This is a genomic window from Yersinia thracica (assembly GCF_902170565.1).
In the GTDB taxonomy this organism is placed as follows: Bacteria; Pseudomonadota; Gammaproteobacteria; order Enterobacterales; family Enterobacteriaceae; genus Yersinia; species Yersinia thracica.
Window position 1 is genome coordinate 42,784 of sequence record NZ_CABHXX010000074.1, and the last position, 24,951, is coordinate 67,734.

Here is a 24,951-nt window from a genome sequence, read left to right on the forward strand (position 1 = left end):
GTATCACTTACTGGCAGCGACCACTTCGGCGGCCACTCGCTCAGTTGCATCTGGGATAGCCACGGCTCTTGCCCGCTCAGCCATCGTCAATAAGCTTGCGCGGTCCCACTCAGCCAACAGGCTGCTGACCGCTTGCGCTGTAAATTGCGGTTGCTCGATAATTTTCGCCGCCCCCGCTTTCTCCAGCGGCAATGCATTCCAATATTGCTGCCGATCTTTATGCTGGAAAGGCACGAAAATCGCCGGTAACCCTGCGGCAGCCACTTCGCTGACCGTCAACGCGCCCGAACGGCAAACCACCACATCAGCCCAAGCATAGGCGGCGGCCATATCATCAATAAACTCAACAATTTGGTGTTTATCACCCTGCCCTGCTTGCTGGTAAGCTTGCAGGACATCGGGCAAAGCGCCTTTACCCACTTGGTGCCAAACCGTTATTTGCTCACCCAGTATCGCGGCAACCTGCGGCAGGGTTTGATTCAGTACCCGCGCACCTTGGCTGCCCCCGATGACTAGCACCCGAATCGGCCCTTCACGGCCGTTCAAACGCTCAGCCGGTAATGGCAGCGCCAATACATCGGTGCGAACCGGATTACCCACGACATCGGCATGAGGGAACGCCCCCGGAAATGCCTGTAAAACTTTTTTCGCGATTCTGGCCAACCAACGGTTAGTCAAACCCGCAATGCCGTTTTGCTCATGCAATACCACCGGAATACCGCACAACCATGCCGCTAAACCACCGGGGCCGGAAACATAACCGCCCATTCCCAGCACCACATCCGGCTGGTAATCACGCATGATTTTCTTCGCCTGACGCACCGCGCGGTAAATATGCACCGGGGCGGTCAGTTGGGCCATCAAGCCCTTGCCACGCAAACCAGAAATCTGAATAAAATCAATTTCAATGCCGTTTTTGGGTACCAATGACGCTTCCATTCGGTCTGCGGTGCCGAGCCAACGCACCTGCCAGCCTTGCGCCATTAGATGATGTGCCACGGCCAAACCGGGGAAGACATGCCCCCCGGTGCCACCGGCCATCACCATTAAACGCTTGGTTTTCCCACTCATCGGGCACTCCTTACAAACGCCTGGGCTTTAGCCAAACGTGTTTCAAAATCAATGCGTAACAACAACACGATGGCCGTTGACATAATAATCAGACTCGAACCACCATAACTTATCAGCGGTAAGGTCAAACCTTTGGTAGGCAACATCCCCGCGGCAGCCCCAACATTAACCAGCGCCTGGAAGCTAAACCAAACGCCAATCGAGCAGGCTAAAAAGCCGGAAAATCGCTGATCTATCTCTAAAGCACGACGCCCAATGGACATAGCACGAAAAGCGACGAAGAATACCATTAACAATGCAAGAACCACACCGAAATACCCGAGCTCCTCGCCTAAAATCGCGAAAATAAAGTCAGTATGTGCTTCCGGTAAATACTCCAGTTTTTGCACTGAATTCCCTAGCCCCTGCCCCCAAAACTCACCGCGACCAAAAGCCATCAGTGATTGGGTCAGCTGGTAACCGCTGCCGAAGGGGTCTTCCCATGGATTCCAGAACGAAGTTACCCGGCGCATACGGTAAGGTTCCGCCACAATCAACAGGCAAACAGCAAAAATACCCGAGCCGATAATCGCCAGGAACTGCCACATTTTTGCGCCAGCCAGAAACAACATGGCCAACGTCGTGACAAACAGCACCACCACAGTGCCTAAATCGGGTTGCGCCAGCAGTAATACCGCCAGAATAACCATCACGCCCATCGGTTTGCAGAAGCCCCAGAAGTTACTGCGAACTTCTTCCACTTTGCGCACCAGATAACTGGCCAGATAACAAAACAGCGACAGCTTGGATAACTCAGCGGGCTGAATGCGTAGCGGCCCCAATGAGATCCAGCGTGATGCCCCGTTGACTGAGCTACCCACCACCAACACCACCAGCAGCATCACGATAGAAATCAGCAACATAATATTACTGTAGCGCTGCCAGACGGCCATCGGGATACGCAGGGTCACCAGCGACATACCAAAAGCCAGCGCCAGATACAGTGCATCGCGCTTGGCAAACAGGAAAGGGTCACTGGCCAAACGCTGACCAATCGGCATTGAAGCCGACGTCACCATCACAAAACCGATAATCGCCAAGCCAAATGTCAGCCACAGCAAGGTTCTGTCGTAAAGCACCATGCTGGTGGTATCGCTTTCGCGCGACCCCATCACAAAATGTTTTACGGTATTGAACAGCCCCAGCCCCGGCATACGCATCAGCCCAACTCCTCTGCCAGACGAGCAAATTCATCACCACGTTGCTCGAAACTGCGGAATTGGTCCAAACTGGCGCAAGCGGGCGACAACAACACCATGTCCCGCGGTGCTAATGATTTCGCCAGCAGTGCCATAGCCTGCTCCATGGTCTCCGTCAGTTGAGAAACTTCCGGGCGCAGCTCAGCCAGTTGTTTACCATCGCGGCCAAAGCAATAAATCTTGATATGGTCGCCTTGCAGGAAGCGGGTTAAACCAGAGAAATCAGCTGATTTCCCGTCGCCGCCCAATAACAGATGCAAAGTGCCATCAACCTGTAGGCCATCCAGTGCCGCTTCGGTGCTGCCCACATTGGTGGCTTTGGAATCATTAATCCAACGTACGCCATTGCGCTCAAGCACCAATTGGAAACGGTGTGGCAGACCGGTAAAAGTCGTCAACGCGGTCAAACTTGATGAGCGCGGAATACCGACGGCATCCGCCAACGCCAGTGCAGCCAGCGCATTGGTGTAGTTATGTCGCCCACTCAATTTCATTTCTCGGGTATTGAGCACTTTCTCACCGCGAACCCGCAGCCAGATTTCACCCTGCTGCTTATTCAGATGGTAGTCACCGACATCCACCCCAAAACTGATACAGCGGCTATCCGCACCACGCACTGGCATGGTGAGCGCGTCATCGGCATTCACAACACAAACTTTAGCGTTTTCATACACTCGCAGTTTAGCTGCGCGATATTGCTGCAAACCGAATGGATAACGGTCAGTATGATCTTCCGTGACATTCAATAGGGTGGCAGCGCTCGCTCGCAGGCTGGAGGTGGTTTCTAACTGAAAGCTGGATAACTCCAACACCACCAACTGGTTTTCTTGTTTTTGCGAAGCCAGCTGTTGCAATAATGTCAGCGCTGGGACACCAATATTACCGCCGACACCCACCTGCCAACCGGCGGTTTTCGCCATCTCGCCGACCAAGGTGGTCACGGTGCTTTTACCGTTAGAGCCGGTAATCGCCACCACTGGCGCTTGATTTTCACGACAGAACAGTTCGATATCACCGACAATCTCGACTCCCGCATCCGCCGCTTCACTCAATGCAGGATGTGCCAGCGCAATACCGGGGCTGGCGACAATCAAATCAGCATCCAATAGCCACTGCGGGTTCAAGTCACCCACATGGTGTTCGACACTTTCTGGTAATTTATCCAAACCCGGCGGATTGATACGGGTATCCATAACGCGCGGCGTAACGCCACGCGCCATAAAGAAATCAACGCAGGAAAGGCCGGTTAGCCCCAGCCCGATAATGACCACTTTTTTACCCTGATAATCAGCCATAATTACCGCACCTTCAGCGTCGCCAGGCCAATCAGCACCAGCATCAGCGAAATAATCCAGAAGCGTACGATCACCCGTGGTTCCGGCCAGCCTTTAAGTTCGTAATGATGATGAATCGGGGCCATGCGGAAAATCCGCTGCCCACGTAACTTAAAGGAACCGACTTGCAAGATGACCGACAGCGTTTCAACCACGAACACCCCGCCCATAATCACTAATAAGAACTCTTGGCGCAGCAATACCGCGATGGTGCCCAGCGCGCCGCCCAATGCCAGGGAGCCGACATCGCCCATAAACACTTGCGCCGGATAAGTGTTAAACCACAAGAAGCCCAGCCCGGCTCCGACAATCGCGGTGCAGACAATCACCAGCTCACCGGCATGGCGCAGGTAAGGAATATGCAGGTATGCAGCGAAGTTTACGTTACCGGTCGCCCAGGCAACCAATGCAAAACCCGCGGCAACAAACACGGTTGGCATAATCGCCAAGCCATCCAACCCATCGGTCAAGTTGACCGCGTTGCTGGTGCCGACAATCACGAAATAAGCTAGTAGGATGTACAGCAAACCAAGCTGCGGCATGACGTCTTTAAAGAATGGCACCACCAACTCGGTGGCCGAAGTATCTTTGCCGATGCTGTACATGGCGAAAGCCGCCGCCAGCGCAATGATTGACTGCCAGAAGTATTTCCAGCGGGCAATCAAGCCCTTGGTGTCTTTGCGTACCACTTTGCGGTAATCATCAATAAAACCGACAATCCCATAACCAATAAGAATGAACAGCACACACCAGACATACGGGTTAGATGGGTAGGCCCACATCAGCACCGAAATAGTGATGGAGAACAGGATCATCAGCCCGCCCATGGTGGGAGTGCCGCGCTTGCTGAAATGTGACTCCGGCCCGTCATTACGCACGACCTGACCAATTTGCAATTTCTGTAGATAGGCAATCAGGTGCGGGCCCATCCACAATGAGATAAATAATGCCGTCAACAGACTGACAATGGCGCGGAACGTCAAATAGGAAAAGACGTTAAAGCCCGAGTAAAATTTTACTAAGTATTCAGCCAGCCAAACTAACATGATGCTTTCTCCTGTAACGCACGCACGACATTTTCCATGGCGGCGCTACGTGAACCTTTAATTAAAACAGTGATAACTGGATGTTCGAGCAGCAATTCACTGACTCGGGCTGTCAATGTGTTCTTATCCTGAAAATGTTCGCCACACTCACTCGCGTCACTCAGCGTCTGGCTTAATACGCCGACACTCAGCACTTTGTCGACACCCGCCTGTTTCGCGGCTTCGCCAACCTGACGGTGGCAATCGACGGCGGTTTCACCCAACTCGCCCATATCACCGACCACCATCACCCGGTAGCCCGGCATTTCAGCCAGCACTTGCGCGGCGGCGGTCATGGAGCCAACATTGGCGTTATAGCTGTCATCCAGTAGCAACTTACCTGCGGCAAGCTCTATGGGGAATAAGCGGCCCGGCACGGCCTGTAGCTGTGTCAGCCCTTCGTGAACGGCGGCTAAGCTCGCGCCAACCGACATGGCTAATGCCGCAGCGGCTAACGCATTGGCAATATTATGTCGCCCCGGTAGCGGCAACTCGATAGCCACAGTGCCGAAGGGAGAATGCAAAGTGAAATTCGTCGTTTTTGGTGTAATACGCACGTCACTGGCAAAAAAATCGATATCTTCTGCGCCATGAGGCGAAAAACGCCAGACCCGCTTGTTATGCAGAGTTTCCTGCCAGTGCGGCCAATCATTGCTATCAGCATTGATAATTGCAGTACCATTCGCAGGCAACCCAGCAAAAATCTCGCCTTTAGCTTGCGCCACACCGGCCAGAGATCCGAAACCTTCCAAATGGGCGGCGGCTAAATTATTCACCAAAGCACTTTCTGGGCGGCTTAAATCGGTGGTGTAAGCAATTTCACCGATGTGATTAGCGCCAAGTTCAATGACAGCAAAATCATATTCGGGGGTCAGACGCAGCAAGGTCAACGGCACGCCGATATCATTATTGAAGTTACCGGCGGTATACAGCACCTTGCCGCATTGGCGCAAAATGGCTGCAACCATCTCTTTTACCGAGGTTTTACCCGATGAACCCGTTAACGCCACCACCCGGGCAGGAACCTGTTCACGAACCCAGGCAGCAAGCTGCCCCAATGCCAGGTGAGTATCTTTAACCACTAATTGCGGCGCGCCCACCAGTAAGTGTTTACTTACCAGCAAAGCTCCGGCACCAGCGGCAACAGCATCTTCTGCAAAATCATGTCCATCAAAACGTTCGCCTTTCAGCGCCACAAACAGACACCCCGGTGTGACCTTACGGGTATCAATGGTCACTTCGGTTATCTCGAGGTTATTGCCGCCTTTATCACTGGTAATAAGCTCGGCGTTAAGCAGCTCGGACAAGAAATGCAGCGAGACCTTAATCATGCCACCACCCCCAACAAACGCGCGACAGTAACACGGTCGGAGTAGTCCAGCCGGCGATTGCCAACTAATTGATAATCTTCATGTCCTTTGCCGGCGATCAGCACTACATCATCGGCTTTAGCTTGCATAATAGCGCTGGTGACCGCTTCAGCACGGCCATGGATGGCTTGCGCATGTCCGGCATCCAGCAAACCGCTGAGGATATCAGCGACAATCGCCTGCGGCTCTTCACTGCGCGGGTTATCATCAGTGACGACCACCCTATCCGCAAGCTGCTCCGCAATACCGCCCATAAGTGGGCGCTTACCTTTGTCACGATCGCCACCACAGCCAAACACACACCACAGTTGGCCTTTACAATGCAAACGGGCCGCCGCCAGTGCTTTTTCCAATGCATCCGGCGTGTGGGCATAATCCACCACCACCGTCGGTTTGCCCGGCGCGTTAAATACTTCCATCCGCCCGCACACCGGTTGCAAATTAGGTGCTGCGGCTAATAATTCTGCTAACGGATAACCCAGTGAGAGCAGCGTTGACAGCGCCACCAGCAGGTTACTGACGTTAAATGCCCCCATCAGGCGGCTTTCTAACTGACCTACGCCCCAGCTTGAATCAAAAGCGATGCTGGCGCCGTTATCGTGATACTGAACCTGAGTGGCAGACAGCCATGGGCCATTCCAGCCCGCAGGAACATTGCTTTCCATGCTGACGGCGACAGCTTGCGGCAACTGCTCTAACCAGCGGCGACCGACTTCGTCATCAGCATTAATAATTTTGTGTTCGGATTGATGGGTGGAAAACAGCAGCCATTTTGCCGCTTCGTAACTCGCCATATTGCCGTGATAATCCAGATGGTCGCGGCTTAAGTTAGTGAACACTGCGGCAGCAAACGGCAATGCGGCTACGCGGTTTTGAATCAAACCGTGGGAAGAAACTTCCATCGCGGCGAACGTCGCCCCTTGGTCAACCAGATTGCGCAGCAAATGCTGGATATCAACTGCTGAGCCAGTGGTGTTTTCCGTTGGGATAACTTGCCCTAACAGGCCATTACCAACTGTCCCCATCACCGCACTGGTTTCGCCCAACATCTGAGCCCATTGCGCCAACAATTGGGTGGTAGTGGTTTTGCCGTTGGTTCCGGTCACACCGACCAACCGTAATGCAGCACCCGGCTGATGGTAAAATTGCCCCGCCAGCTTAGATAAGTGCTGATTCAAATCACGCAGATAAATAACAGGAACGCCATGCATCTCGACCATACTGGCATCTGGTGCCACACCATCGGCTTCCGCGACCACCGCCGCCACACCTTGGGCAATAGCTTGCGGAATATAGCGACGCCCGTCCGTCTGATGGCCGACAACGGCGACAAACAAATCCCCGGCAGCGGCAACTCGGCTGTCTAATGTCATTTCCCGTAGCGCACGCTCCGGGAGGTCTAGCCCCCAAGGAGCGAGTAAGTCGCGCAAGTTACGATCTGCCACCTGAACCCTCTTTTGTATTAGTCACTAATTCGCTTTTATCACCAGTGGGTAATGCATCTGGCTCAATGTTCATGGTGCGCAAGACACCGCCCATGATGGCACCGAACACCGGTGCAGAAACCGCACCACCGTAATATTTCCCTGCCTGCGGGTCATTGATGACCACAACCAGAGCAAATCTAGGGTTACTCGCGGGCGCAACGCCTGCGGTGTAAGCGAGATATCGGTCCATATACTTACCATCTGGGCCGACTTTCTTGGCGGTACCGGTTTTAATCGCGATACGGTAGCCTTTAATTGCGGCTTTAGTGCCGCCGCCGCCCGGCAGTGCCACGCTTTCCATCATATGAACCACGGTACGCACCAGTGGCTCAGGGAAAACGCGCTCACCAGCCACTGGCGGGTCAACTTTGGTAATCGACAGTGGGCGATAAATCCCCATGCTGCCGATGGTTGCATAGACTCGCGCTAGTTGTAACGGCGTTACCATTAGCCCGTAGCCGAAAGAGAAGGTGGCCCTCTCTATGTCAGACCACCGTTGTTTTTTAGGATATAAGCCACTGCTTTCTCCGACCAACCCCAAATTGGTCGCTTTCCCAAACCCAAACTTTGAGTAAGTTTCTACCAAAGCTGAGGATGGCATCGCTAACGCCAGTTTAGAAACACCGACGTTACTCGACTTCTGCAAGATCCCGGTCACGGATAGCTCTGCGTAACGGGCCACGTCTTTAATCTGGTGACCGTTAACAAAGTACGGCAAGGTGTTCAGCACGCTATTTTCTTTCACTACGCCGTGCTGCAATGCCGTCATAACTACCATTGGCTTAACTGTCGAGCCGGGTTCAAAAATATCGGTTATTGCCCGGTTACGCATGGCATCTTTCGGCGTACCGGTCAGGTTATTCGGGTTGTAGGATGGGCTGTTCGCCATCGCCAACACTTCGCCGGTGTTTACATCCACCAGCACTGCTGTACCAGACTCTGCTTTGTTGAATGCCACCGCATTGTTCAGTTCGCGATAGACCAGCGCCTGCAAGCGCTCATCAACACTCAACACCAGATTGTGCGCCGCCTGGCTATCCACCGAGGAAATATCCTCAATGACCCGGCCATAGCGGTCTTTACGGACGGTACGCTCGCCAGGCTGCCCGGTGAGCCAACGGTCAAAACTTTTCTCTACGCCTTCAATACCTTGGCTATCAATGTTAGTCACACCGATGATATGCGCCATCACCTGGCCTGCTGGATAGTAACGGCGCGATTCCTGACGCAAATAGATGCCGGGTAATTTCAGCTTATGGATGTAGTCGCCAATCGCCGGATTAACCTGACGAGCCAGATAAACAAAGCGACCTTTCGGGTTGGCATTAATGCGGGTCGCCAGTTGGTCTAATGGGATTTCCAGCGCATCAGACAACGCTTTCCAGCGCGTATCTAGCGTAATGCCGCCGCGCTCGGTTAACTCTTTCGGATCCGCCCAAACCGCATTAACCGGAACACTGACGGCCAATGGGCGGCCAGAGCGGTCACTTATCATGCCTCGGGCGGTAGGAACTTCCTGTACCCGCAATGAGCGCATGTCGCCCTCGCGCACCAACTTATCGGGATTAATGACTTGCAGATAGGCGGTACGCAACATCAAGCCGACTAATGCCAGCAAAATACAGCCGCACAACAACGCAAAACGCCAGCTTATAAAGCTGGCTTGTTCTTCCTGGCGCTTTAACTTCCCGGGGCGCGCTGCTTTCATGCGTTACCTTGGCTACTCTGAGTCATGGTGGCGACAAATTCCTTTATTTATTGGAAAAAACCATTACTGAACCACAATATTTTCTTGTGATGGATCAACGTGTTGCATTTTCAATTTGTCAATCGCGATACTTTCAACCCGGCTGTGATCACCTAATGCGTTCTCTTCCAGAATTAGGTTGCGCCACTCAATATCCAGCGCATCCCGCTCCAGTACCAGTTGCTCGCGCTCAGCAGTGAGCAAGCGCGTACGGTGGGCGGTGGTCACCACCAAAACAGCAGACACTAACACCGCGATCAGTAAAATTAATGGAATCTTCGCATTGCGGATTAAATCACCGCCGATGACTCCAACTAAACCGTGGCGTTCGTTGCCTATCACTCTTTAATCCTCTCGGCAAAACGTAATACCGAGCTACGCGCCCGTGGGTTTTCAGCCACCTCGGCATCCGGAGGCATCATTTTGCCAGCGGATTTCAAGGTGCGCCCACCCATGCTGCGCAGCTGTGCTTCCGTCAATGGCAGCCCCGCCGGCACTTGCGGCCCACGGCTGTGATGGCGGATAAAGTTTTTCACAATACGGTCTTCCAGAGAATGGAAGCTAATGACGGACAAGCGGCCTTCAGGTGCCAGCACTTCAAGCGCCCCATCCAATGCGCGCTCTATCTCTTCCAATTCACTGTTGATATAGATACGGATAGCCTGGAAGCTGCGGGTTGCCGGATGCTTATGCTTTTCGCGGAATGGGCTGGCGTTAGCGATCAAATCGGCCAGTTCTTTGGTGCGAGTCATTGGCTGCGTGAGGTTGCGCTCAACAATAGCCTTGGCTAAGCGCTTGGCAAAACGCTCTTCACCAAAGGTTTTCAATACCCAGGCAATATCGTCAGCACCGGCTTTCATCAGCCAGTCAGCTGCTGATAACCCACGAGTTGGGTCCATCCGCATGTCTAACGGCCCATCACGCATGAAAGAGAAACCGCGCTCTGGATCATCCAATTGGGGAGAGGAAACACCCAAGTCCAGCAATACGCCATCGATACGGCCGACTAAATCCAATTCCCGCACATAATGGGCCAAATCAGAAAACGGGCCGTGCACAATAGAAAAACGGGGGTCGGTAATCGATTTCGCCGCTTCAATAGCTTGTGGGTCACGATCAATTGCTATCAAGCGCCCTTCTGGCCCAAGTTGAGACAAAATCAGGCGCGAGTGGCCACCACGGCCAAAAGTTCCGTCAATATAGATGCCGTTATCACGGATGTTCAGGCCATTCACCGCCTCATCCAGTAATACGCTTGTATGCTTGTAGTTGTTATCTACAGTTTTGTTGTTATCTACCATGCTTATAGCGATAAGTCCTGTAGCCGCTCAGAAAGGGGTTCCTGAGTCGACTGTTCTGCGTCGATGTCATCCTTGACTTGTTGATACCAGGTCTGTTCATCCCACAGTTCAAACTTATTGAACTGCCCAACCAGCATCACTTCTTTATTCAGCCCGGCGTGCTGACGCAATGTTCCTGCAATCAGTAAGCGCCCAGCGCCATCCATCTGACATTCACTGGCATGCCCTAACAGCAAACGCTGAACTCGACGTTCAGCTGGGTTCATGCTCGACAGACGAGATAATTTTTGTTCAATGACTTCCCATGCGGGGAGTGTATAAAGCAACAGGCATGGTTGGTGAAGGTCTATGGTACAGACCATCTGGCCTTGCGATTCCTCATTCAGCAAATCCCGGTAACGGGTAGGTACGGCAAGCCGCCCTTTGCTGTCGAGGTTAACCATCGTTGCCCCACGAAACATGACTGAGTTACCCCCTCACGACCCAATTCGCCACTTTACCCCACAAATCCCCACATTAAAGAGTTTACGGATGGTATGAAAACCTTGTCAAGCCAGAGCGGATGCGCTTTGACAATATTTATGGGTCATTTTTGAGATATATCTCGTATAAGGGGCTATTTTCGGGGTTGAAATAGAAATTAACGTCATGATAAACGGGCTATTTTTCCACCAGTAATTCCAGCAACTTAAATAAATAATAAATTGTCAATTAATTGACGCATTATTTCCTTCTGCAAGGAATGTCTCATTTTTAGTATAAAAATTGTGCGGTTTGAAATTATACAGTTTGAGCACAAAACCCACGGCTACTGGTGTTTCCTGAGAAAAAGCAGGGAAGTTAGCAGCAAAACCGACGGCAATACAATAATATCCTTGATAACAACAAGTGTTAACTGGCAGACATTTTACTTCAATTAACCGATGGGGATTAATCTATTTTGAAATAAATTATTAGCGCCTATTTTTAGATATTGATGAAATATGAATACCTTCAGACAGATAAATCTTAAATTAAGAAAAGACTGTAAATAAATTTTCTTTCTTCCGATTATTTTAAATTTGCCTCTTGCCACATGCCGTTTCCCATCCAGCCAATGAAATAGTTAACCCTCTGTTTTTCAATAAAAAACGCGCATCCCGCCATTTAAAAGACCACGAAAAGCCCAATTTCTCACAGTACAAAGTATAAAAACCAGTCAAATGTTAAAAATAAAAATTTTAAGCTGGTTATATTACCAACAATAGCACTGTAAACTACACAAAAAGCAATATCACAATATAATCACCTACAATTTACATGATGAGCAATACATAAAATCTGCTATTAATTTCAATATTTGCCATTCTGGCAGATTTTTCCCCCAATTAGGGAGTTAATGACAATGTTTTCAACTGGGTCCCGTCTGCGTAGTGCAGCAGCCGATACTTTTGCACTCGTGGTGTATTGTTTTGTCATCGGCATGATAATTGAAATAGTGATCTCGGGAATGACTTTCCAGCAGTCACTCTCTTCCCGGCTGGTCTCAATTCCCGTCAACATTCTTATTGCCTGGCCCTACGGCGTATATCGGGATGCTTTCATCCGTTTTGCGCGTTGTCATGCTGGAGAGCATTTTTGGGCGAAAAGTCTGGCCGACTTACTGGCCTATGTCAGCTTCCAGTCACCGGTTTATGCCATAATTTTATGGTCAGTCGGGGCTGATTTAGAGCAAATCACCACAGCGGTTGCGAGTAATGCCTTGGTTTCAATGGCAATGGGCGTGGCTTATGGCTACTTTTTGGAGTATTGCCGCAGGTTATTCCGTGTCGCGGGCTATGTCTAATAACCCCGTCATCTTTCAAGTTACAGGTGTATTGGCCGCGCTCGCGCCCCTGAATCACTTACTGGTTGTTGAACTTAAAATAAATAGACTCATCAAGATGATCTTGCTTGCCGCTTTCCTGCATCTTGAAATCTATTGGGTATAAGTGGGATGAATTACACAAGCAAACAACAATCAGGGCCTCGGATGGCCCTGATTGGCTAAAACGTAGATTATTTGCGGCTTAAACTGCCGCGGCGGAACAGATTGCGGCGAATGCGGGTTAACCCCGGTTTCGGTTTATGAGGTTCATCTAAGCTAGCTAATACCAACTCCAGCACGCGCTCGGCAACATCACGGTGGCGCTGTGCCACCGCCAATACTGGGCATTCGAGGAAATCCAACAGTTCATTATCACCAAAAGTAGCAATCGCCAGATTAGCAGGCAGACGGCCACTTTGTTTTAAAGTGACATCCATAACGCCCTGTAACAGCTGGAATGAGGTGGTAAACAATGCCTGTGGCATTGGATGGGTCTTCAACCATTCAGCGAACAGCACACCCGCTGCGTCGCGCTCGTAGCTATTGGCATACAGGAAATCGACCTTGCGCGGATCATCTTTCCACGCCTCACGGAACCCCATCTCCCGCAGGAAGCTGACTGATAGTTCTGGCAGTGCGCCCAGATACAAGACGGACTCTGCCGGGAAAGAACGCAGCTCTTGCGCCAACATCTGTGCATCTTCTTGATCCGCACCGACGACACTGATGAAATGCTCCCGATCAAGTGCGCGATCAAGTGCAATTATCGGCAATGGATCATTTGCCCAGCGCTGATAAAACGGGTGCTCCGGCGGCAAGGCGGTGGAAACAATGATGGCGTCAACCTGGCGCTGCAACAAGTGCTCAATACAGCGCATTTCATTATCTGGTTGATCTTCAGAACAGGCGATCAGCAGTTGATAACCCCGCTGGCGAGCCTGTCGCTCCAAATAATTTGCGATACGGGTGTAGCTGGTATTCTCCAGATCCGGGATAACCAAGCCTATCGAACGGGTTCTGCCCGCGCGCAACCCTGCCGCGACAGCATTTGGGTGATAGTTATGTTCCCTGACAACCGCCATAACTTTGTCTACTGTTTTATCGCTGACCCGATACTGTTTCGCTTTGCCATTAATGACATAACTGGCCGTAGTGCGCGAAACACCCGCAAGGCGCGCGATTTCATCCAGTTTCACATTGACCCCTTATAAACCCTGTAAAGTGATGTTGTAGGTTAGACCAAGACGCCTATACCCTAAATAATTCGAGTTGCAGGAAAGCGGCAAGCGAGAAAATCCCGATGAGCTTACACAAGTAAGTGATTCGGGTGATTGAGTGCAGCCAACACATATGCAGCTTGAAGTATGACGGGTATATAGACATAGTTTAACCATGGATATGATCTAACCGCAGAACTCACTATTGAGCAACCGCTTTCACTGCTATATAACGCTATCCAGGTTAAAAAATAAGAAAAAAAAAGCTCAACATACCTGCTGAGCCTGATAATTGGAGATTAGTCAGTATTAATCACCATGATTAACGCATTATCTTGTCGCCACGGGAGACACCGACAATACCGGAGCGAGCAACTTCAACAATTTCGGCCACTTCCCGCACCGCATTCAAAAATGCATCCAGTTTGTCGCTGGTGCCAGCAAGCTGCACGGTATAAAGCGTGGCGGTAACATCCACAATCTGCCCACGGAAAATTTCAGCGCAACGTTTTACTTCTTCACGCCCATAACCGCTGGCCTGCAATTTCACCAGCATGATTTCGCGCTCAACATGTGACCCCGAAACCAACTCGCTAACCCGCAAGACATCCACCAGCTTATGTAGCTGTTTTTCAATCTGTTCCAGAACTTTAGCATCACCCACAGTTTGGATGGTCATTCTGGACAGTGTTGGGTCATCGGTCGGCGCAACCGTCAAACTTTCAATGTTATAACCGCGCTGAGAAAACAGGCCGACCACTCTTGATAGGGCACCTGATTCGTTTTCCAGCAGAACTGATAAAATCCGGCGGCGCATAATTATGTCCTCTCCGTTTTACTAAGCCACATTTCGTCCATGCCACCACCGCGAATCTGCATCGGGTAAACATGCTCTGTTTCATCGACAGTCACATCCACAAATACCAGACGTTCAGTCTTGGATAATTGTGTCAAAGCATCGGCCAGTTTGCTTTCCAACTCATCCGGTGTCCGAATGGAAACACCAATATGGCCATAAGCTTCTGCCAATTTGACGAAATCAGGCAGAGAATCCATGTAAGACTGTGAATGTCGGCCAGAATAGATCATATCCTGCCATTGCTTCACCATACCGAGATAGCGGTTATTCAGGTTCAAAACCAACACGGGCAAGTTGTATTGCAGCGCGGTAGATAATTCCTGAATATTCATTTGGATACTGCCATCACCGGTGACACACACCACGGTTTCTTTAGGTAAAGCCAGTTTCACTCCAAGGGCCGCAGGCAGACCAAAGCCCATGGTGCCCAAACCGCCGGAGTTGATCCAATGACGTGGTTTATCAAAGGGATAGTAAAGTGCAGCGAACATTTGATGTTGACCTACATCAGAGGTGACATAAGCCTCACCTTTGGTCAGGCGATGCAGTGCTTCAATCACCGCCTGCGGTTTGATTTTGCCACTGTCTTTGTTGTAACTCAGGCAATCACGGGCACGCCACTGTTCAATGGATTGCCACCAATCACGCAAACTATCGAAATCTTGTGCGCAATCAATTTGCGGCAATAAGTCCAGCATTTGCGTCAAGACTTGTTTGGCATCGCCGACAATCGGGATATCCGCTTCCACAGTTTTTGATATAGATGTTGGGTCGATATCAATATGCACCACAGTTGCATTCGGGCAATATTTCGCCAGATTATTGGTGGTGCGGTCATCAAAGCGCACGCCCACGGCAAAAATCAAATCAGTATTATGCATGGCCATATTGGCCTCAAACGTCCCGTGCATTCCCAACATGCCGACACTTTGACGATGAGTCCCCGGGAAGCTGCCCAACCCCATCAGAGAGCTGGTGACCGGTAAATTCAGCTTCTCGGCAAATATTAGTAACTCTGGGTGGCAAGCTGAGTTAATCGCCCCGCCCCCGACATACATAATCGGCTTTTTAGCCGCCAAAATAGTTTGCAGCGCGCGTTTAATCTGCCCGCGATGACCTTGCACCGTCGGATTATAAGAGCGCAAGCTGACCTGCTCTGGATAGGCATAAGGCATTTTGACCGCTGGGCCAACAATATCCTTTGGCAGATCAATAACCACCGGCCCAGGACGGCCTGTCGACGCCAGATAAAATGCTTTTTTCAATACAGTTGGAATATCTTCGGTGCGCTTAACCAGGAAGCTGTGTTTAACCACTGGGCGGGAGATCCCCACCATGTCACATTCCTGAAAAGCATCGTAGCCAATCAGTGAGCTCGGTACCTGGCCAGAAAGCACCACCATCGGCACTGAATCCATATACGCCGTCGCAATACCGGTAATCGCATTGGTTGCACCGGGGCCGGACGTCACCAGCACCACACCAACCTCGCCCGTAGCTCGTGCATAACCATCGGCCATGTGAACCGCACCTTGTTCGTGGCGCACCAGCACGTGATCGATGCCTCCGACCCGGTGCAGGGCATCGTAGATATCAAGTACGGCCCCGCCGGGATAACCGAATACATGCTTAACGCCCTGATCGATTAACGATCGGACAACCATCTCGGCTCCTGACAACATCTCCATGGGTTTTGCCTCCAGGCTTAGTTTGCTCATTGGATAACGGGAAATCATTTCCACGAAACCCGGTAGGAAAGGCACAACGCCCTGTATTCCTATTCTTTGCTTGTTATTATTTGGATATTTATTAACGTAACTAACTTATTAACATAACGTCAGAATTTCTGGCAAGCAAACAACAATTCTCTCAACTAAAGGCAATTCTGTCGGCCACACCCTGCATTTGGCTTTATTCTGAAAATAAAACACTGCCTGAGGATGGGAATTCTTGTTTTTAACGTCGCATTAACACCCAATTATAGAACTAAATCAGGCTGAGAATTTTTACTCATTGGAGACAGTAAAATAACCGCTGCGCTGCAAAGAGAGGGGGGAAGAGAAACTGCTGGGCAGAAAGTCAGCAATGGCCGATATCATCAGACAGATACCGGCCAATGCAGTGAAAACATTGATGGGTTAATCGCGGTACATGGAGTCAATTTCATTCTGGTAGTTCTGGAGAATGATTTTACGCCGTAATTTCATGGTAGGTGTCAATTCACCCATTTCCATCGTGAAGGCCTGTGGCAACAGAGTAAAGCGCTTAACTTGCTCGAACTTTGCCAGCTCTTTTTGCATATCTTTCAGCCGTTGCTCGAACAAACTGACAATATGACTATGACGTAACAGTTCGAGCCGGTCATGATATTTCAGGTTTATCGAATGCGCATATTCTTCCAGCGATTCGAAACACGGGACAATCAGCGCCGAAACAAATTTGCGGGTATCGGCAATAATCGCAACTTGCTCGATAAAGCGATCCTGGTTTAGAGTGCCTTCAATCATCTGCGGCGCAATGTATTTTCCGCCCGATGTTTTCATCAAATCTTTCAGCCGCTCGGTGATGAATAAATTCCCCTGAGCATCTAGCGCACCAGCATCACCGGTTTTGAGCCAACCATCCTCAGTGAAAGATTCTGCGGTCTCTTGGGGTTTATTGAAATAGCCGCGCATGACGACTGGGCCGCGCACTTGAATTTCATTTTCAGCGCCCAAACGCACCTCAATCCCCGGTAATGGCTTACCGATAGAACCAAACCGGAAGTCTTTATCCTCCCAACAAGAAACGGTGGCGCAGGTCTCTGTCATGCCATAGCCGTACTTGATATTGACGCCAATGGCCTGGAAAAACAGAAGAATATTGTCATCCAGCCGTGCACCCGCGGCCGGTAAGAAACGTACTTTTCCCCCCAGCAGGGCGCGCAACTTACTCAATACCAGACGATCCGCCAACTTAAACATTTGCTCTGAGAGCCACGAGGAAGTTTGCCCACGTTGCAAGGCTTGGAATTTGCGCTCGCCACACCGAACCGCCCAATTAAATAACATCCGGCGATGCCATTTTGCCGAGGCAACTTTGTCATTTATAGCGCTGAACACTTTCTCGTAGAAACGTGGAACCGCACACATCACCGTCGGTTTTACTGCCTGCATCGCGGCACGCACCCAATTGGTGTCACTGATATACACATTTTGCGCGCCGGTATGCATGACATAGAAACTCCAGGCCCGCTCAAACACATGGGACAGCGGTAGGAAACTAAGGGAGGTATCTTCAGATGTCAGAGTCAAGCGCTGGTCATGCAAATAGAGCTGAGCGGCCATATTCCGGTACTCCAGCATCACGCCTTTCGGCTCGCCGGTCGTGCCCGAGGTATAAATCAATGTGAATAAATCACTTAAATCACAACCCTCTATACGTGCGGTTAATAAATGCTGCTGGACCGCATCAGGCTGCTGTTCAAAATCCGCTAAATACTGGGCATATTCGCAGCCACGCAAATCTACATGGGGGTCTAATACCACAATTTGGCTCAGTTGTGGGCATAGCGGCTTGAGGGTGATTGCGACATCAAACTGTGCTTGTCCACCGACAAATAAAATGCGCACATCAGCATCATTCATGACATAAACAGCTTGAGCTGTTGTATTGGTGGCATACAAGGGCACACTCACACCGCGTATTTGTAAAATAGCTAAATCGGCTAATGACCAAGCCATGCTGTTATTAGCAAAAATCCCAACACGCTCCTGGATTGCAACCCCCAAGGACAACAAAGCCGCTGAAATCCGCGTCACATGAGTATCAATCTGCCGCCAGGTCAGTCGATTTTCGCCTTCTGGCGACCATTCACGGAACGCGACCTTGTCAGCTCTCTGGCTTATTTGTTGGCGCAAACGGCGCACAAGGTGATATTTATCTAATAGTTGAGTCATAACATCGCAGCTCGCTGAGAAATCATTTGTTAAAGTGTACCACTGCTTTTGCTTATGGCCTTTCAGCTTACAGTCGTTCACTTTTTTTCGCGCAGTCTACCCACTCTATCGCTTATGGCAAACAAAATTCAGCGCAGAAGTGTGAGCTGAAATAGATTTTGACGAAAAATACAGCATTCAGGACGACAAAAAGGGAACTCAGACGGGTAAGAATATTATGCTGGATGGGAGACAAAAAGATTCATTTTAAATTAGGCTACTGCCCTTGCCTGCCACTGAGAATAAAACCATTTCAGCAGCAGGACTTAATGATAATAATTAAGAAGGAATACTAAGCTGGCCGAGTAATTCTTTCATCCACTGATGTCCCTTATCTCTATCCGTTGATTCATGCCAAGTGAGGTAACATGAGCGGCACGTGTCCTCCCACGGTAACGGGATAAGTTTCAGATTAAGGGCCTCACTGTATGTTTGAACTAACCAACGAGGAGCAATTGCAACAAGGCTAGTTTGAGAGACAATATTCAGCACACTGTTCATATCAGTACTTTCATAAGCAATAGTTTGACTACTGATGGCCGACTCATAATAAAGTTCACTGAAAGAACCCACTTTATCTAAGGACACCACCGCATGTAATTCAGAAAGAAGTTGTTCTTGAGTAATTGAATTATCAATACGCGGATGATCTTTAGACACTGCCAAAACGGACTCATCTTGGGACAGTGATATATCATGGAAATCGGAACGCTCGAACTTGGTATAACCGATAACAAACTCGGTTTCTTGATAACGTAACTGATGTTCAATATTCTCATTAAGATAAGATCTAATAATGAGCTGAACACTGGGTGCTAATTGATTAACCTGCTGTATGATTTGTGCGGTTAGCCTAATATCCAGAGGGCTACAAATAGATAAATTAAATACTCGCCCACTATTTTTGGCTTCAAACCCCGCACCTGGCAACTCATTTTGCACTAATTGTAATGCCTGTCGTACCGGCCCAAAAAGCTGGCGCGCTCTGGCTGTTGGCTGAATACCTCGGCCATAACGAACAAACAGCTCGTCATTAAACATCACTTTGAGACGAGCTACGGCGTTACTCACTGCAGGCTGGGACATCCCCAGTGACTGTGCCGCACGTGTCACATTATGCATTTGCATCACAGCATCGAAAACAGTTAATAGATTGAGGTCGACACTGCGTAAATGAACGTCGCTCCCTTCCTTTTTAGTGACTTGACTGTCGATTCCTAAGTTATGTTCAAACATGCTTAACTCCACTAAGCTTTATGCAGATGGCATGATTAATAAATAACCTCATAGATATTTATTATTGTTTCAAAATATCTTTGAACACTTATCATTAATAATACCAATGTTCTCTTTAATACCTTAAGAGGTAAAATCGAGTCTCATCCTTGTATAAGTGTGAAAATATAAATCACACCTAATGCATTTGGTGATCAGTAAAACCCATAGGCAAATATATAAACAAGAAGAATATGCAAAATATTTTGCATGGTAAATAAAATCAATCTACATTGTCAATATTAAGGCCATGCCTCATCAATGTTAATAATAGAACTTTTGACATGTTCACATCACAAAATGAGAGGATTAACAACTATGGCATTAATGAATAATAAATTCTTCACTTATAACTTATTAACCCTTAATTATATTAAAAAAAACACAAAAAACATAAAATACCTCACTAAATCTAATTATAATTAATATAAATAGTCATGAATTATATAATCCTAGAACAAATATATTCATTAAGATAAAATAACTGCTGTGTAAATTCACTATCTGTATAAAAAATAAGACTGCCTGCGGTTAATTATTAACCTGTTAATTTAATTATCCCTCAACAGAGTATAAAAACCCACTAACCAGAGCCACGGAGAGAAAGTAAACAGGCCATCAGTTCATCACATAGACAAAAAGCATAATCCCCCACATTTTGAGTATTATGCCAAACAATGCAAAATCCACGGTTTAGATAGTCAGATTAAAAATCTTTATAAATTAATTTTTAAGTTTTTTATGTCGCTATACTGAATTCAGTATCCTCGTAACCAGTTGAACACGCCATTTTAAACAAATGTTGACACAACCATAGAATTCACGTATCAATTTAGGCAACGCAATATTTTAACCAATGAGAAACTGAAAAATTATGTTCTACTCAACCCGTCTACTAGGCCTACTACTCAACGCATCTCACTTGCGCGGTATGTTGGTGGACGGAAATCAGAACTGATTCAGTCATCAAGATTAACAAGCCCGCGCAAATGCGCGGGTTTTTTTTTACCCGCTAAGCGCAAATGTAAACACGACAAGGAACAACCCATGAGCCAACAAGTCATTATTTTCGATACAACCTTGCGCGATGGTGAACAAGCATTGCAAGCCAGCTTAAGTGTGAAAGAAAAGCTGCAAATTGCGTTAGCATTGGAAAGAATGGGTGTCGATATCATGGAAGTCGGTTTCCCGGTTTCCTCCCCTGGCGATTTTGAGTCAGTTCGCACCATTGCCCAGCAAGTAAAAAATAGCCGGGTTTGCGCCTTGGCGCGCTGTGTCGACAAAGATATAGATGTTGCCGCTGAAGCTTTGCGTATTGCTGAAGCATTCCGAATTCATGTGTTTTTGGCGACCTCCACCTTACATATTGAATCCAAATTAAAGCGCTCGTTTGATGATGTGTTGGCGATGGCCGTTCACTCGGTAAAACGCGCCCGCAACTATACTAATGACGTGGAATTCTCTTGCGAAGATGCGGGGCGTACCCCAATTGATAACTTGTGCCGCATCGTAGAGGCCGCGATCAATGCCGGTGCCACAACCATCAATATCCCTGATACCGTCGGCTACACCACGCCTTATCAGTTCGGTGGAATCATCACTGATTTGTATAATCGGGTGCCGAATATTGATAAAGCCATTATCTCTGTCCATTGCCATGACGACTTGGGCATGTCAGTAGCCAACTCCATTACCGCGGTGCAAGCCGGGGCGCGTCAGGTCGAAGGGACCATTAATGGTTTGGGCGAGCGCGCCGGTAACTGTTCGCTGGAAGAAGTGATCATGGCGATTAAAGTGCGCGAAAACATGTTAGGCGTGCATACCAATATTAATCATCAAGAAATTTATCGCACCAGCCAATTGGTCAGTAAGTTATGCAACATGCCAATACCGGCTAACAAAGCCATTGTCGGCAGCAATGCTTTTGCCCACTCCTCCGGTATTCATCAGGATGGCGTGCTGAAGAATCGCGAAAACTACGAAATCATGACCCCTCAGTCCATCGGCTTGAAAGAAGTGCAGTTGAATCTGACTTCCCGCTCGGGTCGCGCCGCCGTCAAACACCGTATGGAAGAAATGGGTTATCAGGATAAAGACTATAATTTGGATTCCTTATATGACGCATTTTTGAAATTAGCGGATAAGAAAGGCCAGGTTTTTGATTACGATTTGGAAGCATTGGCTTTCATTAATAAGCAGCAGGAAGAGCCAGAACATTACCGTTTAGACTATTTCAGTGTGCAGTCTGGCTCCAGCGTGATGGCGACAGCATCAGTGAAATTGGTCTGTGGTGAAGACGTTAAATCAGAAGCGGCCACCGGTAATGGCCCGGTCGATGCGGTGTATCAGGCCATCAACCGCATTACTGACTACCCGATTGAACTGGTGAAATATCAACTGTCTGCCAATGGTCAAGGTAAAGACGCATTGGGTCAGGTTGATATCGTGGTTGACCACAAAGGCCGCCGTTTCCATGGTGTGGGCCTGGCAACAGATATTGTCGAGTCATCCGCAAAAGCATTGGTTCACGTATTAAATAACATCTGGCGCGCTCATCAGGTCGAAATCGAGAAGCAGCGCTTGCAACAAAATAATCAGGAAATGGTGTGAACATGACTCAAACTTATCATATTGCCGTTTTGCCCGGAGACGGTATTGGCCCTGAAGTAATGGCTCAGGCGAATAAAGTATTGGATGCGGTGCGCCAGCGCTTTGGTATCAAGATTTCAACCAGCGCGTATGATGTCGGTGGCGCGGCCATTGACCGCCATGGTAGCCCATTGCCACCTGCTACAGTGAGCGGGTGCGAGCAAGCTGACGCCATTTTATTTGGCTCCGTAGGCGGCCCCAAATGGGAACATTTGCCACCGGCGGAACAACCTGAGCGCGGTGCATTGTTACCTTTGCGAAAATATTTTAAATTATTCAGCAACTTACGCCCTGCGCGTCTGTATCAAGGTTTAGAAGATTTTTGCCCATTGCGCAGTGATATTGCCGCCCGAGGTTTCGATATTCTGTGCGTGCGTGAATTAACCGGCGGTATCTATTTCGGTCAGCCAAAAGGTCGTGAAGGCCAGGGTATGCACGAACGTGCGTTTGATACTGAAGTTTATCACCGTTTTGAAATTGAACGCATTGCCCGCATTGCCTTTGAATCAGCCCGCAAACGCCGTGGCAAAGTTACCTCTATTGATAAAGCCAATGTGTTGCAAAGTTCTATTCTGTGGCGTGAAGTGGTCACCACCATTGCAGCCGATTACCCAGATGTTGCGTTATCCCATATGTATATTGATAACGCCACCATGCAGTTAATTAAAGATCCATCCCAGTTTGACGTGTTGTTGTGCTCCAACTTGTTTGGCGATATTTTGTCTGATGAGTGCGCGATGATAACCGGCTCGATGGGTATGCTGCCCTCCGCCAGTTTGAATGAGCAAGGTTTTGGTTTGTATGAACCTGCGGGCGGCTCCGCACCGGATATCGCGGGCAAAAACATCGCCAACCCTATCGCGCAAATTCTGTCTTTGGCCCTGTTGTTGCGCTTTAGTTTGGGTAAAGACGACGCGGCTGGCGCGATTGAAAACGCCATCAATCAAGCATTGGAACAAGGCTATCGCACTGCTGATTTGGCCGGTGATGGCAAAGCAATCGGCACAAATGAAATGGGCGATATCATCGCTAAATTTGTGGCGGAGGGGGTTTAATATGGGCAAGACTTTATATCAAAACAAGACTTTATACCAAAAGTTGTATGATGCGCATATTGTTCACGAAGCGCCAAATGAAACCCCGCTGTTGTATATCGACCGCCACTTAGTGCATGAAGTGACCTCGCCGCAGGCCTTTGACGGCTTGCGGGCCATGGGCCGCCCGGTACGCCAGCCAGGTAAAACCTTTGCCACCATGGATCACAACGTTTCTACGCAAACCAAAGATATCAATGCCAGCGGCGAAATGGCGCGCATTCAGATGCAAGAGTTGATCAAAAACTGTGCTGAATTTGGCGTTTCTTTATATGATTTGAATCACCCATTCCAGGGCATCGTGCACGTCATCGGCCCAGAGCAAGGGATGACTCTGCCGGGGATGACGATTGTGTGCGGAGACTCCCACACCGCCACCCACGGCGCATTTGGCTCATTGGCATTTGGTATCGGCACCTCAGAAGTTGAGCATGTGTTGGCCACCCAAACCCTGAAACAGGGCCGCGCCAAGACCATGAAAATTGAAGTTAATGGCGATGTTGGCCCCGGTATTACCGCTAAAGATATCGTGCTGGCCATTATCGGCAAAACCGGCAGCGCCGGTGGTACTGGCCATGTGGTGGAATTCTGCGGCAGCGCGATTGAAGCGCTGAGCATGGAAGGCCGGATGACTTTGTGCAATATGGCGATCGAAATGGGCGCTAAAGCCGGTTTAGTCGCACCGGACGACACCACTTTTAACTATCTGAAAGGACGGCAATTTGCGCCGACTGGCGAGCAATGGGAGCAAGGTGTGGCCTACTGGCGCAGCTTGAAATCTGATGCTGACGCCAAATTCGATACTGTCGTCACCTTAGATGCCGCCGAGATAGCGCCGCAAGTGACTTGGGGCACCAATCCGGGCCAAGTCATCGCGGTGAATGAAATCATCCCGGCACCGGAATCTTTCAGTGATCCAGTTGAGCGCGCTTCGGCAGAAAAAGCTTTGGCTTATATGGACTTGCGCCCTGGTATCAAGTTGACCGAAGTGGCGATTGATAAAGTCTTTATCGGCTCTTGCACCAACTCGCGCATTGAAGATTTACGTGCCGCCGCCGCCGTGGCGCAAGGGCGCAAAGTGGCGACCGGCGTACAGGCGATTGTGGTACCCGGCTCCGGCCCAGTGAAAGCGCAGGCCGAAGCAGAAGGTTTGGATAAAATCTTTATCGAAGCCGGTTTTGAGTGGCGTTTACCCGGTTGTTCTATGTGTTTGGCGATGAATAATGACCGCCTGGAGCCCGGCGAGCGCTGTGCTTCCACCAGCAACCGGAACTTTGAAGGGCGTCAGGGCCGTGGGGGCCGCACTCATTTGGTTAGCCCGGCAATGGCTGCCGCAGCGGCGGTCAGTGGTCACTTTGCTGATGTCCGCGACTTATCCGCCGCCACCCACTAATCGGAGAC

Annotated in this window: 19 protein-coding genes; 4 read left to right on the forward strand and 15 right to left on the reverse strand. The window is 49.4% G+C overall.

Annotated features, from left to right (window positions below; all coding sequences use genetic code 11):
* Positions 1 to 3 precede the first annotated feature (3 nt).
* The 10 genes from murG to mraZ all read right to left on the reverse strand — a co-directional run bounded on the left by murG (position 4) and on the right by mraZ (position 11,094).
* Positions 4 to 1,071: an undecaprenyldiphospho-muramoylpentapeptide beta-N-acetylglucosaminyltransferase gene (gene murG / locus FTA91_RS09850; RefSeq protein WP_050113703.1), complete on the reverse strand. Its 1,068-nt coding sequence runs from the start codon at positions 1,069 to 1,071 to the stop codon at positions 4 to 6.
* Positions 1,068 to 2,270 carry a cell division protein FtsW gene (gene ftsW, locus FTA91_RS09855; protein ID WP_050113702.1) on the reverse strand — a complete coding sequence of 401 codons (1,203 nt, stop codon included), beginning with the start codon at positions 2,268 to 2,270 and terminating at the stop codon, positions 1,068 to 1,070. Before ftsW ends, murG begins: the two co-directional genes overlap by 4 nt.
* Entirely contained in the window at positions 2,270 to 3,604 is a 1,335-nt protein-coding gene (gene murD / locus FTA91_RS09860; protein ID WP_050113701.1) for a UDP-N-acetylmuramoyl-L-alanine--D-glutamate ligase, read from the reverse strand. The genes ftsW and murD overlap by 1 nt, the downstream gene beginning before the upstream one ends.
* A 2-nt stretch (positions 3,605 to 3,606) precedes the next feature.
* On the reverse strand, positions 3,607 to 4,689 hold the full coding sequence (gene mraY / locus FTA91_RS09865; protein ID WP_050113700.1) for a phospho-N-acetylmuramoyl-pentapeptide-transferase: 1,083 nt from the start codon (positions 4,687 to 4,689) through the stop codon (positions 3,607 to 3,609).
* A complete protein-coding gene (gene murF / locus FTA91_RS09870; RefSeq protein WP_050113699.1) occupies positions 4,683 to 6,059 on the reverse strand; it encodes a UDP-N-acetylmuramoyl-tripeptide--D-alanyl-D-alanine ligase in 1,377 nt (458 codons plus the stop codon). Before murF ends, mraY begins: the two co-directional genes overlap by 7 nt.
* The gene (gene murE / locus FTA91_RS09875; protein ID WP_050113698.1) at positions 6,056 to 7,543 is read right to left on the reverse strand and encodes a UDP-N-acetylmuramoyl-L-alanyl-D-glutamate--2,6-diaminopimelate ligase; all 1,488 of its coding nucleotides are present in this window, start codon (positions 7,541 to 7,543) and stop codon (positions 6,056 to 6,058) included. Before murE ends, murF begins: the two co-directional genes overlap by 4 nt.
* Positions 7,530 to 9,293: a peptidoglycan glycosyltransferase FtsI gene (locus FTA91_RS09880; protein ID WP_005156878.1), complete on the reverse strand. Its 1,764-nt coding sequence runs from the start codon at positions 9,291 to 9,293 to the stop codon at positions 7,530 to 7,532. Before FTA91_RS09880 ends, murE begins: the two co-directional genes overlap by 14 nt.
* Before the next feature lie 63 nt (positions 9,294 to 9,356).
* The gene (gene ftsL, locus FTA91_RS09885; RefSeq protein WP_032819138.1) at positions 9,357 to 9,674 is read right to left on the reverse strand and encodes a cell division protein FtsL; all 318 of its coding nucleotides are present in this window, start codon (positions 9,672 to 9,674) and stop codon (positions 9,357 to 9,359) included.
* Positions 9,671 to 10,633, reverse strand: coding sequence for a 16S rRNA (cytosine(1402)-N(4))-methyltransferase RsmH (rsmH, locus tag FTA91_RS09890; protein WP_038636306.1), 963 nt, complete (start codon positions 10,631 to 10,633; stop codon positions 9,671 to 9,673). The genes ftsL and rsmH overlap by 4 nt, the downstream gene beginning before the upstream one ends.
* A 2-nt stretch (positions 10,634 to 10,635) precedes the next feature.
* Positions 10,636 to 11,094: a division/cell wall cluster transcriptional repressor MraZ gene (mraZ, locus tag FTA91_RS09895; protein WP_005167064.1), complete on the reverse strand. Its 459-nt coding sequence runs from the start codon at positions 11,092 to 11,094 to the stop codon at positions 10,636 to 10,638.
* A 923-nt stretch (positions 11,095 to 12,017) separates the two neighbouring features.
* On the opposite strand from mraZ, the gene FTA91_RS09900 reads away from it, so the two are divergent.
* Positions 12,018 to 12,458, forward strand: a complete 441-nt coding sequence (locus FTA91_RS09900) for an L-alanine exporter AlaE (protein WP_050113695.1) — start codon at positions 12,018 to 12,020, stop codon at positions 12,456 to 12,458.
* Between the two features lie 212 nt (positions 12,459 to 12,670).
* Here the strand turns inward: FTA91_RS09900 and cra are convergent, their stop codons facing one another.
* The 5 genes from cra to leuO form a co-directional block, all read right to left on the reverse strand.
* Positions 12,671 to 13,675, reverse strand: a complete 1,005-nt coding sequence (cra, locus tag FTA91_RS09905) for a catabolite repressor/activator (protein ID WP_004388987.1) — start codon at positions 13,673 to 13,675, stop codon at positions 12,671 to 12,673.
* Between the two features lie 343 nt (positions 13,676 to 14,018).
* Positions 14,019 to 14,513 carry an acetolactate synthase small subunit gene (gene ilvN, locus FTA91_RS09910; protein ID WP_004388986.1) on the reverse strand — a complete coding sequence of 165 codons (495 nt, stop codon included), beginning with the start codon at positions 14,511 to 14,513 and terminating at the stop codon, positions 14,019 to 14,021.
* A gap of 2 nt (positions 14,514 to 14,515) precedes the next feature.
* Positions 14,516 to 16,243 (reverse strand): acetolactate synthase 3 large subunit, encoded by a 1,728-nt coding sequence (ilvI, locus tag FTA91_RS09915; protein ID WP_050113693.1) that lies wholly within the window; start codon positions 16,241 to 16,243, stop codon positions 14,516 to 14,518.
* Between the two features lie 450 nt (positions 16,244 to 16,693).
* Positions 16,694 to 18,493 carry an AMP-dependent synthetase/ligase gene (locus FTA91_RS09920; RefSeq protein ID WP_050113692.1) on the reverse strand — a complete coding sequence of 600 codons (1,800 nt, stop codon included), beginning with the start codon at positions 18,491 to 18,493 and terminating at the stop codon, positions 16,694 to 16,696.
* A gap of 318 nt (positions 18,494 to 18,811) precedes the next feature.
* On the reverse strand, positions 18,812 to 19,768 hold the full coding sequence (gene leuO / locus FTA91_RS09925) for a transcriptional regulator LeuO (RefSeq protein ID WP_050113691.1): 957 nt from the start codon (positions 19,766 to 19,768) through the stop codon (positions 18,812 to 18,814).
* Between the two features lie 1,086 nt (positions 19,769 to 20,854).
* Here leuO and leuA point away from each other — a divergent pair.
* From leuA to leuC, 3 genes are read left to right on the forward strand one after another with little or no spacing between them, the layout of a single operon-like run.
* Positions 20,855 to 22,417 carry a 2-isopropylmalate synthase gene (leuA, locus tag FTA91_RS09935; protein WP_145534318.1) on the forward strand — a complete coding sequence of 521 codons (1,563 nt, stop codon included), beginning with the start codon at positions 20,855 to 20,857 and terminating at the stop codon, positions 22,415 to 22,417.
* Between the two features lie 2 nt (positions 22,418 to 22,419).
* The gene (leuB, locus tag FTA91_RS09940) at positions 22,420 to 23,511 is read left to right on the forward strand and encodes a 3-isopropylmalate dehydrogenase (RefSeq protein ID WP_145534316.1); all 1,092 of its coding nucleotides are present in this window, start codon (positions 22,420 to 22,422) and stop codon (positions 23,509 to 23,511) included.
* A 1-nt stretch (position 23,512) separates the two neighbouring features.
* Entirely contained in the window at positions 23,513 to 24,943 is a 1,431-nt protein-coding gene (gene leuC, locus FTA91_RS09945) for a 3-isopropylmalate dehydratase large subunit (RefSeq protein ID WP_050113688.1), read from the forward strand.
* Positions 24,944 to 24,951 lie beyond the last annotated feature (8 nt).

Excerpts from the sequence above, each read along its gene's own strand:
- murG (WP_050113703.1), bottom strand. The coding sequence starts at position 1,071 with ATGAGTGGGAAAACCAAGCGTTTAATGGTGATGGCCGGTGGCACCGGG.
- ftsW (WP_050113702.1), bottom strand. The coding sequence starts at position 2,270 with ATGCGTATGCCGGGGCTGGGGCTGTTCAATACCGTAAAACATTTTGTG.
- murD (WP_050113701.1), bottom strand. The coding sequence starts at position 3,604 with ATGGCTGATTATCAGGGTAAAAAAGTGGTCATTATCGGGCTGGGGCTA.
- mraY (WP_050113700.1), bottom strand. The coding sequence starts at position 4,689 with ATGTTAGTTTGGCTGGCTGAATACTTAGTAAAATTTTACTCGGGCTTT.
- murF (WP_050113699.1), bottom strand. The coding sequence starts at position 6,059 with ATGATTAAGGTCTCGCTGCATTTCTTGTCCGAGCTGCTTAACGCCGAG.
- FTA91_RS09880 (WP_005156878.1), bottom strand. The coding sequence starts at position 9,293 with ATGAAAGCAGCGCGCCCCGGGAAGTTAAAGCGCCAGGAAGAACAAGCC.
- rsmH (WP_038636306.1), bottom strand. The coding sequence starts at position 10,633 with ATGGTAGATAACAACAAAACTGTAGATAACAACTACAAGCATACAAGC.
- mraZ (WP_005167064.1), bottom strand. The coding sequence starts at position 11,094 with ATGTTTCGTGGGGCAACGATGGTTAACCTCGACAGCAAAGGGCGGCTT.
- FTA91_RS09900 (WP_050113695.1), top strand. The coding sequence starts at position 12,018 with ATGTTTTCAACTGGGTCCCGTCTGCGTAGTGCAGCAGCCGATACTTTT.
- ilvN (WP_004388986.1), bottom strand. The coding sequence starts at position 14,513 with ATGCGCCGCCGGATTTTATCAGTTCTGCTGGAAAACGAATCAGGTGCC.
- ilvI (WP_050113693.1), bottom strand. The coding sequence starts at position 16,243 with ATGGAGATGTTGTCAGGAGCCGAGATGGTTGTCCGATCGTTAATCGAT.
- FTA91_RS09920 (WP_050113692.1), bottom strand. The coding sequence starts at position 18,493 with ATGACTCAACTATTAGATAAATATCACCTTGTGCGCCGTTTGCGCCAA.
- leuO (WP_050113691.1), bottom strand. The coding sequence starts at position 19,768 with ATGTTTGAACATAACTTAGGAATCGACAGTCAAGTCACTAAAAAGGAA.
- leuA (WP_145534318.1), top strand. The coding sequence starts at position 20,855 with ATGAGCCAACAAGTCATTATTTTCGATACAACCTTGCGCGATGGTGAA.
- leuB (WP_145534316.1), top strand. The coding sequence starts at position 22,420 with ATGACTCAAACTTATCATATTGCCGTTTTGCCCGGAGACGGTATTGGC.
- leuC (WP_050113688.1), top strand. The coding sequence starts at position 23,513 with ATGGGCAAGACTTTATATCAAAACAAGACTTTATACCAAAAGTTGTAT.